Source organism: Streptomyces sp. NPDC033966 (assembly GCF_055575955.1).
In genome coordinates this window covers 283,093-296,524 of sequence record NZ_JBVIRQ010000007.1, presented here as the reverse complement: position 1 = coordinate 296,524, position 13,432 = coordinate 283,093, and the positions used below count along the sequence as shown (strand labels likewise).

Genomic DNA, 13,432 nt, shown 5'->3' with positions numbered 1-13,432 from the left:
GCACGGCAGGCAGGGGGAGCCCGTACGGGCCTTAGGATGGACCTCATGGCGAAATCCGGTACGACGACCCAGGGACTGCGCGCGGCCATCGAGCGCAGCGGCTACTACCCGGCCCTCGTGGCCGAGGCGGTGGAGGCCGCGGTGGGCGGCGAGCCGATCTCGTCGTACCTGGTCCACCAGGAGACCACCTTCGACTCCAACGAGGTGCGCCGGCACGTCACCGTGCTGGTCCTGACCGGCAACCGGTTCATCGTCAGCCACACCGACGAGCAGGCCGCCGACGCCGGCTCGCCGTCCCCGTACGCGACCACCTCCACCGAGTCGGTCAAGCTCTCCAGCATCTCCTCCGTGGTGCTCAGCCGCGTCGTGGCCAACCCGGAGTCGTACACCCCCGGCCAGCTGCCCCGCGAGGTCGTCCTGACCATCGGCTGGGGCGCGGTCTCGCGCATCGACCTGGAGCCCGCCGCCTGCGGCGACCAGAACTGCGACGCCGACCACGGCTACACCGGCAACTCCACCGCCGACGACCTCAGCCTGCGCGTCAGCGAGGCCGGCGACGGCCCCGAGACGGTGCGCCAGGCGCTGGTCTTCGCGCAGGCGCTCAGCGAGGCGACGGCGGCAACCTCCGGTCCCGCCCGCTGATGTCGTACTCCGTACCGTCGAACTGGCAGGACGAGCCGGAACTGCTCGACCTCGGGGGCGCCCCGGTCCCGCAGTACGGCTCCGGCTCCCTCGCCGACCTCCTGCCGACCCTCGCGGCCGGCCAGGGCGTCCCCGGCCTCGCCGCCGGGATCACCGAGCTGGCACCGGCCGACCGGAACTGCGTGTTCCTGGTCGACGGCATGGGCTGGGAGCAGATCAAGGCCCACCCGGACGAGGCCCCGTTCCTCACCTCCCTCCTCGCGAGCTCGCGCGGCGGCACCGGACTGCCGATCACGTCCGGCTTCCCGGCGACCACCGCCACCTCCCTGGCCTCCGTCGGCACCGGTCTGCCGCCCGCCCGGCACGGCCTGCCCGGCTACGCCGTGCGCAACCCGGCCTCCGGCGCGCTGATGAACCAGCTCCGCTGGCACCCGTGGACCCCGCCGAAGCCCTGGCAGCCGTACCCGACGGTGTTCCAGCTCGCGGACGCGGCCGGGGTGCACACCGCGCAGGTGTCCGCGCCGAACTTCCAGACCACCCCGCTCACCAAGATCGCGCTCAGCGGCGGCACCTTCCACGGCCGGATGACCGGCGAGGAGCGGATGGACCTCGCGGCGATCCAGCTCGCGGCCGGCGAGCGCTCGCTCGTGTACACCTACTTCAGCGAACTCGACGGCGCCGGACACCGCCACGGCGTGGACTCCGACGCCTGGCGCGGCCAGCTCATGTACGTCGACCGGCTCGTGCAGCGCCTCGCGGAGCAGCTGCCGCCGCGCACCGCCCTGTACGTCACCTCCGACCACGGCATGGTCGACGTGCCCTTCGACGAGGACTCCCGGATCGACTTCGACGAGGACTGGGAGCTGGGCGCGGGCGTGGCCCTGCTGGGCGGCGAGGGCCGGGCCCGGCACGTGTACGCGGTGCCGGGGGCCGAGGCCGACGTACTGACCGTGTGGCGCGAGGTGCTCGGTGACCGCTTCTGGGTCGCGAGCCGCGAGGAGGCCCTGCAGCTGGGCTGGTTCGGGGCGCCGGGGGAGTGCGACGAGCGGGTCCTCGGGCGGATCGGCGACGTGATCGCCGCGGCCCAGGCCGACGTCGCGATCACGGCCTCCCGCAACGAGCCCAACGAGTCGGCGCTCACCGGGATGCACGGATCCATGACCGCGGCCGAGCAGCTGGTCCCGCTGCTCGAAATCCGCACCTGACCGGCCCCGCTCCGCCCCGCCCTCCTCTCCCACCCCGACCCGAAAGGTCCCGTACCTCCTATGCCCGAGCTGGTGTTCTTCTCCGGAACGATGGACTGCGGAAAGAGCACGCTGGCTCTGCAAATCACGCACAACCGCTCCGCGCGGGGCCTGGTGGGCGTGATCTTCACCCGCCAGGACCGGGCGGGCGAGGGCAAGCTGTCCTCGCGCCTGGGTCTGGTGACGGACGCCGTCGAGGTCACCGACGTCATGGACGTCTACGCGTACCTGGTGCGGGAGCTCTCGGCGGGCGGCAAGGCGGACTACGTGATCGTCGACGAGGCCCAGTTCCTCGCGCCCGAGCAGATCGACCAGCTGGCGCGCGTCGTGGACGACCTGCACATGGACGTCTTCGCCTTCGGCATCACCACCGACTTCCGCACCAAGCTCTTCCCCGGCTCGCAGCGGCTCATCGAGCTGGCCGACCGGATCGAGCAGCTCCAGGTCGAGGCCCTGTGCTGGTGCGGGGCCCGCGCCACGCACAACGCCCGTACGGTGGGCGGGCAGATGGTGGTCGAGGGCGCGCAGGTGGTGGTCGGCGACGTGAACCGCCCGGCGGAGGAGATCGGCTACGAGGTCCTCTGCCGCCGGCACCACCGCCGCCTGATGACCTCCGCGTCCGCCCACGCGGGCAGCCTCTCCCCGGACGTCCTCCCCGTCAACCACGCCTGACCGTCCTTCCCGGTGCCCGCGTGGTCGCGGTGAACGCCGTACAGCGCCATCCGGATGAGCCGGTCTCGCCGAGTCACGGGCAGGACGAACCCGGATGATCTACCGCTGGCGGCGCCTGCCGAAGCGGGCCCGCCTCGGCGGAGAACCGCGCCGTACGGATCTACGACCTCTGGACGGAACGGATCCCCGAGCTCACGGCTGTCAGGATCTCCGAGACGCCCATGACCTGGGCCGAGTACCGGCCCGGCTGAGGGGATCGCGGCCCGGGCCGCGCCCGGGCCGGGTCAGAAGCGGCCGGGTGCGGCCGGGCCGACGATGCTGAACAGGGCGCCGTCGCGGTCCCGCAGGGTGCGCTCGTGGGGGAAGGCGCCGGGGTCCGGGGTGGGGCCGGTACTGCCGCCGAGGGCGGTGGCGGCCTCCACGGCGGCGTCGAGGTCGGGAACCCGGAAGTGGACGCGCCACCGCGGCCTCAGGTGCGGGTCGGGAGCCTCCGCGAGCGTCCCGCCGTGCAGGCGGGCCACGGTCCGGCCCGCGCGGCGGAGCAGGATGCGGTCGTCCTCCTCCACGTAGGCGACCTCGCAGCAGCCGGCGTGGTCGCAGGCCCACTCCAGGACCTCGCCGTAGAAGATGGCCGAGTCGAAGGCGTTCCGGGTGTGCAGCTCCAGCCAGGCCGGCGCCGCTTCGCCGCCCATGCCCCAGTCCGGGATGGCCTCGCCCTGCCAGATCCCGAAGACCGCCCCGTCCCGGTCGGAGGCGAGCGCGGCCCGGCCGGTGCCGAAGGACAGGGGGCCGACGGCGACGGTCCCGCTGCGCTCCCTGATGCGCGCCGCGGTGACGTCGGCGTCTTCCACGGCGAAGTACGGGGTCCAGGCGACGGGGATGCTGAGCGTCGGCGGCAGCGCGCCGATCCCGGCCACCGGGACCCCCGAGGCGAAGGCGACGGCGAAGGCCTCGCCCAGGCGGGCGGGGCCGAATTCCCATCCGAGGACCGCGCTGTAGAACTCCTTCGCCGCGTCGAGGTCCCGGGCCATGAGGCTGACCCAGCAGGGCGCGCCGAACGTTTCGTGACTCGATGTCGACACGGTGAACCCCATCCGCCGGTGCGCCCCCGGAAACCCTTCCACAGTACTCGTGGGCGGCTCCCCGGGGCGGTGCGTAGCCGCCTGGGCGCGCTCCGTCAGGTGCGGAAACGCCGGCCACATCCTCGTACCGCGGCGGGGCCGGCCGGACGGCGACACGCCGCGGTCAGCGCGGCGGGCCCGCGATGGCGGTCAGGGCGGCGACGTGCCGCCGGTAGCCGGCCAGGCCCTCCCCGGTCAGGAGCAGCCAGGTCCGCGGCATGCGCCCGACCCGCCCCTTCTCGACCGTGACCCAGCCGGCCTCCTCCAGGCGCGCGACCTGCTTCGACAGCGCGGAGTCGGTGATCTCCACGAGGTCCCGTACGTAGCCGAACTCGGCCTTCTCCACGGGTGCGAGGGCCGCCACGATCGACAGGCGCACGGCCGAGGAGAGCAGCGGGGCGAGCGCGTGGCGCGGGTGCGGGGTCCGGTCGGCCGGGCTGCCGGGGGGCGGTGTCATGCCGCGCGGACCTCCCGCCAGGCCGCCGCGGCGGGCGGCAGCGCGCACAGCAGGGCGGCCGCGGCGGCGAAGGCGGTGCTGTCGGCGAAGACGGTGAGACCCAGCGCGAGGGACAGCACGTACGCGGCGGCCCACACGCCGATCGCGCGGAGGTGGCGGCGGCCGTGGCCCCGGGGGACCACCGGCTGCCGCATGGTGAACGCGGACAGCCCCATCACCACGACCGCGTTGGCGAGCGTGCTGACGAGCGTGCCCGTCCGCCCGTGCCACAGCAGTACGGCGGGGACGAGGGCGAGCTGCCAGCCAGCGAAGACCCACAGGTAGCCGGTGAGCCACCGGCTCCGCTGCCGTGCGCCCGCCTCGATCCGTGCGACCCCCTTCAACGCCGCGGCGGCGGCGGCCTGTTCGCTCATGACGGTTCCCCCGGGTGGTGGCCGGGCGACTCCCTGTGCGATCTCCCGGCAAGTACTTGCCAATATAGCAAGTACTTGCCGGGAGACGGCTGCGGGCCCGCCCCGTAGCGGTGGTGACCCGCCGTCAGACCTCCGGTGCGAGGCCGTCGGCGATCAGCCCGGCCAAGACCGCCTGGCCCAGGGCCTGGACGGCGGACTGGGGGCGGACCATCACCGTGAACTCCTTCACCCGGCCCGCCGCGTCCAGCTGGAGCTGGTCGATGCCGTGGATCTGCTTGCCCGCGACCAGCGCGCGGAAGGGCAGGATCACCGTCGGGGCCTCCCCGCCGCCCGAGGTGGTCTCGGCATCGCCGTCCAGCCGGCCGAGGTAGCGGAGGTCCTCGAAGGTGCGCAGCAGCACGCCGAAGAGCCCCAGGACGGCGGCCTTGCCCTCGAACGGCTTGAACTTCACCGGGCTGTAGAGCCGGATGTCCTCCGTGAACAGGTCGTCCAGCGCGGCGAGATCGCGCTGCTCCACGGCGGCGCGGAAGCGTTCGGCGGTCTCCACGTTCCCCATGTGGCCCCTCCTTCTGTCGGTGATTACTCAAGAATGCGAGTAGTCATATTTTTGAGTATGGTGCCGGTGCTGGCACGGAAAGGGAAGAGGGAGTGGCCATGGCCCTGCGGCACGCGGTACTGGCGGCACTGCTCGACGGCGAGTACAGCGGCTACCAGCTGGCGAAGGCCTTCGACATCAGCGTCGCGAACTTCTGGCACGCCCTGCCCCAGCAGCTCTACGCCGAACTGGCGCGGCTGGAGGCGGACGGACTGGTCTCGGGCCGGGAGGTGGTGCAGGAGTCCCGGCCGAACAAGCGGCTGTTCCGGGTCACCGACACCGGCCGCGCCGAACTGGAGCGGTTCGCCGGGGCGGCGTCCAAGCCCTCCTCGATCCGCGACGACCTCCTCGTGAAGGTCCAGAGCGCCGACCGCATCGGCACCGCCCCGGTCATCGAGCAGCTCGTGGAACGGGCGGCCGCCGCCGAGGCCAAGATCGAGACGCTGCGCGGGCTGCTGCGGGACATGCGCGGCGAGCTGGACGAGGACGCGTTCCTGCTGCGCGGCGAACGGATCGGCGGCTACCTGACCTGCCTGCGCGGAGTGGCCTTCGAGGAGGGCCACCGGGACTGGTGCCTGCGCACCGCCGACGTGCTCGGGAAGAGGGAGGGGATCACCCGTGCGGAAGGCTGACTTCCTGCGTTACGTCGCCCTGGGCGACAGCCAGACCGAGGGTCTGGGGGACGGCGACGACACGGTGGGCCTGCGCGGCTTCGCCGACCGCCTCGCCGGTCACCTCGCGTCCGCCGCCCCCGGGCTGCGGTACGCCAACCTCGCGGTCAGGGGCCGGCTCGCCGGACAGGTCCGCGCCGAACAGCTCGGGCCCGCCCTGGAGCTGCGGCCGGACGTCGCGACCGTCGTCGCCGGGGTCAACGACCTGCTCCGGCCGCGGTTCGACGCCGCCGAGGTGGCCGGGGAGCTGGAGGAGGTGTTCGCCGCGCTCACCGGCGCCGGGGCCCGGGTGGCCACCGTGACTTTCCCCGACGTGGCGCGCATCGCCCCCCTGGCCAGGCCGCTGAGCCCGCGCGTGAGCGAGCTCAACACCCGCATCCGTGCCGCGGCCGCCCGCCACGGGGTGGTGGTCGCCGAGACCGGCCGGGCGGCCGTCGCCACCGACCCGCGGCTGTGGACCGCCGACCGGCTGCACGCCAGCCCCCTCGGCCACGCCCGGATCGCCGCCGCCCTGGCCGAGGCCCTGGAGCTGCCCGGCAGCGGCGGTGCCTGGAAGGAGCCGCTGCCGCCCCGGCCGCCCCGCGCGCTCGTCGGGGCCGTCGCCGCCGAGGCGGCCTGGGTGGCCGGGTTCCTCGGCCCCTGGCTCGGCCGCCGGCTGCGCGGCACCTCCTCCGGAGACGGCCGCACCGCGAAGCGCCCGCAGCTGCTGCCCCTCCACACGGCCTAGTCCCGGGACGTCCGCACCAGCGCGAACACCGCCCCCTCCGGGTCCGCGACCACGGCCAGCCGGCCCGTGATCCGCTCCCGGGGCGGGGTGACGAGCCGGCCGCCCAGCTCGGTCACCCGGGCGGCGGCCGCGTCGGGGTCCGCCACCTCGAAGTACGTCATCCAGTGCGGCCCGCGGTCGTGCGGCAGCGACCGGCCGACACCGTGGACCGCGGCGACCGGACGGCCGCCCAGGCGCAGCGTCAGGTAGTCGAAGGCGGCCGAGACGTCCGGGTGCCGTTCGGCCTCGTGGCCGAAGACGTGCTCGTAGAACTTGCCGACCGTCGAGGACTCCTGGGTGAGCAGCTCGTTCCACACCGGGGTGCCCGCCGCCCCCGTCCGGCGGGCCGCGGGGTGCCCGTCCGCCTGCCAGATCCCGAAGATCGCGCCCAGCGGGTCGGAGCAGATCGCCATCCGCCCCGCCGCCCCCGCGTCGAGCGGGCCCACCGCGACCGTGCCGCCGCAGGACCGGATGGACTCTGCGGTGCAGTCGGCGTCGTCCGTGGCGAAGTACGGGGTCCACGCCACCGGAAGGTGGCGGTCCGGCGGCATCTCGCCGATCCCGGCGACCTCCTGGCCGTCGAGGAAGGCCCGGACGCTCGGGCCGAACTGGGTGGGGCCGGGCTCGTACTCCCAGCCGAAGAGGTCGGCGTAGAAGTCCTCCGTGCTCCCCAGGCCGTGCACCATCAGGCTCACCCAGCACGGTGTGCCGGGCGTGCGCCGCGAAGCCCCCGCTGCCTCCGTCATGTCAGCCGTCTCCCGCCGTCGTGTCCCTGTTCCCCGCAGATGCTTGCACTCCGCGGCACCCCGTGCGCCCCGACCGGCCGCGTGAGAGGGACGCGGAACAGAGATGTCCGAATCACTGCGCCCCGTCGATGTCGGGCTTGTTACACGGGTTCGAGGGCGGGGAGGAAGATGGGCCCATGACTGCGATTCTCTCGGCCTCCGAACTGCGGGGCGAGCTCGCCGGCTCCCGCCCGCCGGCCCTCCTGGACGTCCGCTGGCAGCTGGGCGGCCCCGACCAGCGCCCCGCCTACGAAGCGGGGCACCTCCCCGGTGCCGTCTACGTCGACCTGGACCGCGAACTGGCAGGTCCGCCGGGGACGGGCGGCCGTCACCCGCTCCCCGACCCGGAGGACTTCGGCGCCGCGATGCGCCGTGCCGGGGTGCGCGCCGACGCGCCCGTGGTCGTGTACGACGGCGGTCTCGGCTGGGCGGCCGCCCGCGCCTGGTGGCTGCTGCGCTGGACGGGTCACCGGAACGTGCGCGTACTGGACGGAGGCCTGGCCGCGTGGACGGCGGCGGGCGGCGTGCTCACCACCGACGCGCCGACCCCCCGCGAGGGCGATTTCAAGCCAAACCCGGGAGCGTTCGGGCTGCTGGAGGCCGACGACGCGGCCGCGCTGGCCCGTACGGGTCTCCTGCTGGACGCCCGGGCGGGCGAGCGCTACCGCGGCGAGGTCGAGCCGATCGACCGGGTCGGCGGGCACATCCCGGGCGCGGTGTCGGCCCCGACCACCGAGAACGTCGGCCCGGACGGCCGGTTCCTGTCGGCCGGGGAGCTGCGCGCCCGGTTCGCGGCGCTCGGCGCCGCGGGGGACACGGCGGTCGGCGTGTACTGCGGCTCCGGGGTCTCCGGGGCGCACGAGGTCCTCGCGCTGGAGGTGGCCGGGATTCCGGCCAGCCTGTACGCGGGCAGCTGGTCGCAGTGGTCCTCGGACCCGGAGCGGCCCGTGGCCACCGGTCCCAACCCCTGACGCGTCCGCGGCCGGCGGCGCCCCCTCGGGGGCGCCGCCGCGCGGGCTACTCCTGCTTCTTGCGCCGGGTCCCGAAGACGATCTCGTCCCAGCTGGGCACGGCCGCCCGGCGCCCGGGCCGCACCCCGTCGGCCTCGGCCTGCCGGTCGGTGGTACCGGTCAGCCGCTCGCGGTGGCCCGCCACCGTACGCGGCATCAGCACGTCCGCGTACGCCGCGCCGGCGCCCGCCGATGCCGCCGCGGCCGGGGGTTCCTCGGACTCCTGCTCCTCGGCGGGAGCCTCCGTACGGTCCGGCACCACCAGGTCGCCCCGGAAGCTCGGGACCGCCTCCAGCAGGCTGGTCAGCGTGTCCCGTTCCTCCTCGGGCTCCGGCGGGGGCGGCGGGGCGGGCCGGTTGTCGGGCCGTTCCAGCTGCCGGTCCAGGGCGCGGTCCAGCGGCCGGTCCCGGGGCAGCCGGGCGATCCTCGGCACGAACGGGAAGCTCGGCTCCGGGGTGGAGGGCAGGTCGTCGGCCTCGCCGATCAGGGAGCGGGCCTCGTCGTCCACGGCGACGACCAGCCGGCGCGGCGGGTCGTACGACCAGCTCGCCGAGTGCGGTTCGCCCGCCACCCGGTAGACCAGCAGCACCTCCCAGGTGCCGTCGTCGCGGCGCCAGGAGTCCCACAGCACGGAGTCCTTGTCGGCCCCGCGCAGCGTGAGGCGCTCCTGCACGGCCTCGCCGAGCTGCGGTCCGGTGTTCTCGCCGGGGCGGCGTACGGGGGTCTTGCGGGCCCGCTCGGCCATGAAGGCGCGCTCGGCCAGCACCGGGCCCTCGAAGCGGCGTACCCGGTCGACCGGGATGCCGGCGAGCTGGGCGACCTCCTCCGCGGAGGCACCGGCCCGTATGCGGGCCTGGATGTCGCGGGGGCGGAGGTGGCTCTCCACCTCGATCTCGATCTGGTTCAGGCGTGCGCGGTCATTGCGCACGGCAGCCCGCAGCCGCTCGTCGATCGGAAGCGTGTACTCCGTGCTGTCCGCAGCCTTGAGCACCAGTCGTGTTCCGTCATTCGAGACGGCCACGACACGCAGTTCGGGCATGGGGACCTCCCGGGTGGTGCCTGCCGACGTCACGTGCGTCGCTGCTTCCGCTAGTCGAGTGTGGCCTGCCCGGGTGCAGCCTGCCACAACCTTGCCGAGTTAAACCGGCGTGTCGGGCATGCGCCCTTGATCGACGTTATGGCACGGTTACCTGTTGGGCACGCACAGTGACCAAGTGGTTACTGTGCGCAGCAGGAACCCGTGCGATACCGCGGCATCACCGGTCTTGAGCGCCGCTTCTCCATCAGCCGGCCCCCTCTCCCGGGTCCGGACATCCGGAAGGAAGGACGGTCCCAGGGCTCGCCACAGTACTCCATTCGGGCCACCCGGGTGGACCGCCGCGCCGCCGAACTTGTCCCGGGCGGCGGCAGTTGGCCTGCCCGGAATCGGGTCGGCATCCGGGTCCACCTGCGGACGCTGCCGTTTTCGGGTGTCCTGCTTCACAGAATCCGCAGAAACGGAACTTTCCATTTCGCTCAGAGGTCAGTAACTGCTGGAAGAGGAGAGGCGCGAGAGGCGGGACACACGGCGGATGGCGATGGGTCAGAAGGCGGCGAACCAGACGCGGGCGGACCACCCGGCGGATCCGCGGGGACCACATGACCCGGCGGAACAGGCGGAACAGGCGGAACAGGGGCGCAGGAAGCTCGACCTGAGCGTGACCCAGGTCGCCGGCAGCTCCCTCGCCACCGTCGCGGCCGCCCTGCTCGCCTCCACGATGGGCGTCTACGGGACCATCCTCGGCGCGGGCGTGGTCAGCGTGGTGGCCACCGCCGGCGGGCCCGTCATCCAGCACCTGTTCCGCCGCACCGGAGACCAGCTGCGGGAGGGCGCCCGCCCCAGGGCCCGTCAGATCCCGCCGGCCGACGGGGAGCCGGGCCCCGCCGCCCCACCACCGGGGGAGTTCGGGGAGGCCACCGTGCACGGCACCCGCGTACGGGGCTGGAAGCGCACGGCGGTGGCCTCCGGGGCCGCCTTCGCCCTCGCCCTCGGCGGCCTCGGGACGTACGAGGCCTTCGCGGGCACCTCCGTCAGCAGCGACGGCCGCACCCTCCTGTCGGGCGGCTCCCGCACCGCCCCCGACCACAAGCCCGCCCCGCGGGAGCCGCACCCGGAGGGCGACGGCAGCGGGACGGGCCGGCGCGGCGGGCCCGGCGGCGAGGAAGGCGGGAGCGGCACGGAGGGGAAGGACGGGACGGACGGTAAGACCCCGGGATCCGGGACCTCCCCGAGCCCCTCCCGCTCGCCCGGCGGCCAGGGCCCGTCCCCCGCCCCCACCCCCTCCGGGCCGACGGAGCCGACGGGGCCGACGGGGCCGACGCCCGCACCGACCCCCTCGAAGCAGCCCCCGAAGCCCGGCCCGACCCCGGGCTCCGGCGGCGCCGGAGGCGGCCGGGAGCCGTCGCCCAGCACTTCTTGAGCGGGGGTCAGTCCCCGAGGACCCGCCTCAGGTAGTCGTTGCCGAACAGCCGGTCCGGGTCCAGCCGGTCCCGCAGCGCGGTGAACTCGGCGAAGCGCGGGTAGACCGCGGCGAGCTGCTCCGCGTCCCGGCTGTGCACCTTGCCCCAGTGCGGCCGGCCCCCGTGGGCGGTGAAGATCCGCTCGGCCGCCGTGAAGTACGCCTGGTACGGGGTGCCCCGGTACATGTGCACCGCGATGTACGCCGTCTCCCGCCCCGAGGCGGTGGACAGCGTGATGTCGTCCGCCGGAGCCGTGCGCACCTCCACCGGGAAGCTGATCCGCAGGCCGGAGCGGTCGACCATGGCCTTGAGCTCCCGCAGCGCCTCGACCGCCCGCTCGCGCGGGAGGGCGTACTCCATCTCCACGAACCGCACCCGGCGCGGGCTGGTGAACACCTTGTAGGGGATGTCCGTGTAGGTGCGCGCGGACAGGGCGCGGCTGGCGACGCGGGCGATCGAGGGGATGGCCGCCGGGACGGCACGGCCCAGGGAGTTGACGGCCTGGAAGAGGCCGTTGGAGAGCAGCTCGTCCTCGATCCAGGCACTGACCGCGCCGGGCGGGGCGGCGGGCCCCTGGCTGCGGTTGTTGCGCTTGGTGTTGCAGTTGCCGGTGTGCGGGAACCAGTAGAACTCGAAGTGCTCGTTCTCCGCGACGTGCTGGTCGAACTCGGAGGCCACCTGCTCGAAGCGCATCGGCTCCTCACGGGCGGTCAGGAAGAAGAGCGGCTCCACCGCGAAGGTGATCGAGGTGACGATGCCCAGGGCCCCGATGCCGATCCGGGCGGCCGCGAAGACCTCGGGGTTCTCCTTCTCCGAGCAGGTCATCAGCCTGCCGTCCGCCGTGACCAGCTCCAGCGCGCGGATCTGGGCGGATATGGACGCCGAGTCACGGCCGGTGCCGTGCGTCCCGGTGCCGGTGGCGCCGGAGACCGTCTGCTCCATGATGTCGCCCATGTTGGTGAGCGAGAGGCCCTGCCGGGCCAGGTCCCGGTTCAGGTCCTTGAGGGCGGTGCCCGCCGCCACGGTGACGGTGCCCGCCGCCCGGTCGGCCGACAGGATCCCGCTGAGCGCCTGCGGCCGTACGAGCACCCCGTCGGTCGCGGCCGCCGCGGTGAAGGAGTGGCCGGTGCCGACCGCCTTCACGCGCAGCCCTTCCCCGGCGGCCCGGCGGACCGCCTCCTGGAGCTCCCCGACCGAGCCCGGAGTCACCACGCGCGCGGGCGTGGCGCGGACGTTGCCCGCCCAGTTACGCCACGTGGCCGGTGCGTTCTTCGCTGCTGCTGTCCCCGACGTCGCCATCGCTGGCAGGCTCCTCCCCTTGCGCCGGCCTCGTCAGCCGGCGGTAACCCGCGAACGCCACCGCCGCCGCGGCCGCTCCCGAGGAGATCGAGACCACGTACCCGCGCTGGGCCCCGGCCGCGTCGATGACCAGACCGGTCACCGAGGAGCCGACCGCGACCCCGACCGCCAGGCCGGTGCTGATCCAGGTCATGCCCTCGGTGAGCTTCGCGCGTGGTACGTGCGCTTCGATCAGGGCCATCGTGGTGATCATCGTGGGAGCGATGGCGAGGCCCGAGACGAAGAGCGCCACGGCCAGAAACGGAAGGTTCCCGGCCAGTAGGAGGGGGATCATACTCACGGCCATCGCACAGATGCCCAGTACCCAGCGGCGTTCGGCCCTGCCCTTGAGGTGCAGCAGGCCGAAGACGACTCCGGCGATACAGGACCCCGCCGCCCAGATCGCCAGGATGAAGCTGGCGGACGACTTGCTGCCCTGCTCCTCGGCGAAGGCCAGCGTGGACACGTCGATGGAGCCGAAGATCGCGCCGGTCGCCACGAAGGTGGCCGTCAGGACCTGGAGGCCGGGGGAGCGCAGGGCCGAGGCGCGGTCGGCGTCGGGGGTGCGCGGATGCGGGGCCGGCTCGGTGGAGCGCTGGGCGGTGAGCAGCCAGACCCCGACGAGCAGGCAGCCGGCCGCGATCACCGGCCCGGCCTCGGGGAACCAGGTGGTGGACAGGCCGATGGCGAGGATCGGGCCGAAGATGAAGCACACCTCGTCGATCACGGACTCGAAGGAGTACGCGGTGTGCAGCTCGCGCGGGGAGTCGCGGTAGAGCTCGGTCCAGCGGGCGCGGACCATCGAGCCGACGCTCGGCACGCAGCCGGCGACGGCGGCGAAGACGAAGAGGGTCCAGTCGGGCAGGCCGTTGGCGGCGGCCAGCACCAGGCCGGTGACGGCGGCGGTGGAGATCAGGGTCGCGGGGCGCAGCACCCGCCGCTGTCCGTACTGGTCCACCAGGCGGGAGACCAGGGGGCCGACGAACGCGGCGGCGAGGGCCAGGGTGCCGGTGAGGGCGCTGGCCATCGCGTAGCGGCCGGTCATCTCCGAGATCATGGTGAGGATGCCGACGCCGACCATGGATATCGGCAGCCGGCCGACGAGGCCGGCGGCGCTGAACCCCCTGGTGCCGGGGGCCGCGAAGATCGCGCGGTAGGGACTGGGCAAGGTCGCTCCGTAAGGGACGTCAGAGGCCCATACAGGTTACGACTGCCGACA

General features: G+C 73.9%; 15 protein-coding genes and 1 pseudogene. 8 read left to right on the top strand and 8 right to left on the bottom strand.

Features of this window, described 5'->3' with window-relative positions; all coding sequences use genetic code 11:
• Nucleotides 1-45: 45 nt before the first annotated feature.
• From ACZ518_RS22085 to ACZ518_RS22070, 4 genes and pseudogenes are all read left to right on the top strand, one after another.
• Nucleotides 46-642, top strand: coding sequence for a DUF5998 family protein (locus ACZ518_RS22085; protein ID WP_405978225.1), 597 nt, complete (start codon nt 46-48; stop codon nt 640-642).
• Nucleotides 642-1,847, top strand: a complete 1,206-nt coding sequence (locus ACZ518_RS22080) for an alkaline phosphatase family protein (RefSeq protein WP_469114701.1) — start codon at nt 642-644, stop codon at nt 1,845-1,847. The genes ACZ518_RS22085 and ACZ518_RS22080 overlap by 1 nt, the downstream gene beginning before the upstream one ends.
• A 60-nt stretch (nt 1,848-1,907) precedes the next feature.
• Nucleotides 1,908-2,558 (top strand): thymidine kinase, encoded by a 651-nt coding sequence (locus ACZ518_RS22075; RefSeq protein ID WP_469114700.1) that lies wholly within the window; start codon nt 1,908-1,910, stop codon nt 2,556-2,558.
• A 143-nt stretch (nt 2,559-2,701) separates the two neighbouring features.
• Nucleotides 2,702-2,809, top strand: a pseudogene (locus tag ACZ518_RS22070) (6-pyruvoyl tetrahydrobiopterin synthase); the annotation flags it as partial.
• Between the two features lie 33 nt (nt 2,810-2,842).
• On the opposite strand, the gene ACZ518_RS22065 reads toward ACZ518_RS22070, so the two are convergent.
• The 4 genes from ACZ518_RS22065 to ACZ518_RS22050 all read right to left on the bottom strand — a co-directional run bounded on the left by ACZ518_RS22065 (nt 2,843) and on the right by ACZ518_RS22050 (nt 5,105).
• A complete protein-coding gene (locus tag ACZ518_RS22065; RefSeq protein WP_469114792.1) occupies nt 2,843-3,589 on the bottom strand; it encodes a VOC family protein in 747 nt (248 codons plus the stop codon).
• Nucleotides 3,590-3,803: 214 nt separating this feature from the next.
• Nucleotides 3,804-4,136, bottom strand: a complete 333-nt coding sequence (locus tag ACZ518_RS22060) for a winged helix-turn-helix domain-containing protein (protein ID WP_469114699.1) — start codon at nt 4,134-4,136, stop codon at nt 3,804-3,806.
• Nucleotides 4,133-4,549 carry a hypothetical protein gene (locus ACZ518_RS22055; protein WP_469114698.1) on the bottom strand — a complete coding sequence of 139 codons (417 nt, stop codon included), beginning with the start codon at nt 4,547-4,549 and terminating at the stop codon, nt 4,133-4,135. Before ACZ518_RS22055 ends, ACZ518_RS22060 begins: the two co-directional genes overlap by 4 nt.
• 124 nt (nt 4,550-4,673) lie before the next feature.
• Nucleotides 4,674-5,105 (bottom strand): nuclear transport factor 2 family protein, encoded by a 432-nt coding sequence (locus ACZ518_RS22050; protein WP_469114697.1) that lies wholly within the window; start codon nt 5,103-5,105, stop codon nt 4,674-4,676.
• Nucleotides 5,106-5,203: 98 nt separating this feature from the next.
• Here ACZ518_RS22050 and ACZ518_RS22045 point away from each other — a divergent pair, with 98 nt between their 5' ends.
• The gene (locus ACZ518_RS22045) at nt 5,204-5,776 is read left to right on the top strand and encodes a PadR family transcriptional regulator (RefSeq protein ID WP_469114696.1); all 573 of its coding nucleotides are present in this window, start codon (nt 5,204-5,206) and stop codon (nt 5,774-5,776) included.
• Complete coding sequence (locus tag ACZ518_RS22040) at nt 5,763-6,542, top strand: SGNH/GDSL hydrolase family protein (RefSeq protein WP_469114695.1); 780 nt, start codon at nt 5,763-5,765, stop codon at nt 6,540-6,542. The genes ACZ518_RS22045 and ACZ518_RS22040 overlap by 14 nt, the downstream gene beginning before the upstream one ends.
• Here the strand turns inward: ACZ518_RS22040 and ACZ518_RS22035 are convergent.
• Nucleotides 6,539-7,327, bottom strand: a complete 789-nt coding sequence (locus ACZ518_RS22035) for a VOC family protein (protein ID WP_469114694.1) — start codon at nt 7,325-7,327, stop codon at nt 6,539-6,541. The genes ACZ518_RS22040 and ACZ518_RS22035 overlap by 4 nt on opposite strands.
• Before the next feature lie 176 nt (nt 7,328-7,503).
• Here ACZ518_RS22035 and ACZ518_RS22030 point away from each other — a divergent pair, with 176 nt between their 5' ends.
• Nucleotides 7,504-8,337 carry a sulfurtransferase gene (locus tag ACZ518_RS22030; protein ID WP_469114693.1) on the top strand — a complete coding sequence of 278 codons (834 nt, stop codon included), beginning with the start codon at nt 7,504-7,506 and terminating at the stop codon, nt 8,335-8,337.
• A 46-nt stretch (nt 8,338-8,383) separates the two neighbouring features.
• On the opposite strand, the gene sepH is transcribed toward ACZ518_RS22030, so the two are convergent.
• A complete protein-coding gene (sepH, locus tag ACZ518_RS22025) occupies nt 8,384-9,415 on the bottom strand; it encodes a septation protein SepH (protein ID WP_469114692.1) in 1,032 nt (343 codons plus the stop codon).
• A gap of 532 nt (nt 9,416-9,947) precedes the next feature.
• On the opposite strand from sepH, the gene ACZ518_RS22020 reads away from it, so the two are divergent.
• On the top strand, nt 9,948-10,835 hold the full coding sequence (locus tag ACZ518_RS22020) for a hypothetical protein (protein ID WP_469114691.1): 888 nt from the start codon (nt 9,948-9,950) through the stop codon (nt 10,833-10,835).
• Nucleotides 10,836-10,842: 7 nt separating this feature from the next.
• Here ACZ518_RS22020 and ACZ518_RS22015 read toward each other — a convergent pair whose 3' ends face one another.
• Both ACZ518_RS22015 and ACZ518_RS22010 read right to left on the bottom strand, forming a co-directional pair.
• Nucleotides 10,843-12,174 (bottom strand): D-arabinono-1,4-lactone oxidase, encoded by a 1,332-nt coding sequence (locus tag ACZ518_RS22015; protein ID WP_469114690.1) that lies wholly within the window; start codon nt 12,172-12,174, stop codon nt 10,843-10,845.
• The gene (locus ACZ518_RS22010) at nt 12,122-13,381 is read right to left on the bottom strand and encodes an MFS transporter (protein ID WP_469114689.1); all 1,260 of its coding nucleotides are present in this window, start codon (nt 13,379-13,381) and stop codon (nt 12,122-12,124) included. Before ACZ518_RS22010 ends, ACZ518_RS22015 begins: the two co-directional genes overlap by 53 nt.
• Nucleotides 13,382-13,432: the final 51 nt, after the last annotated feature.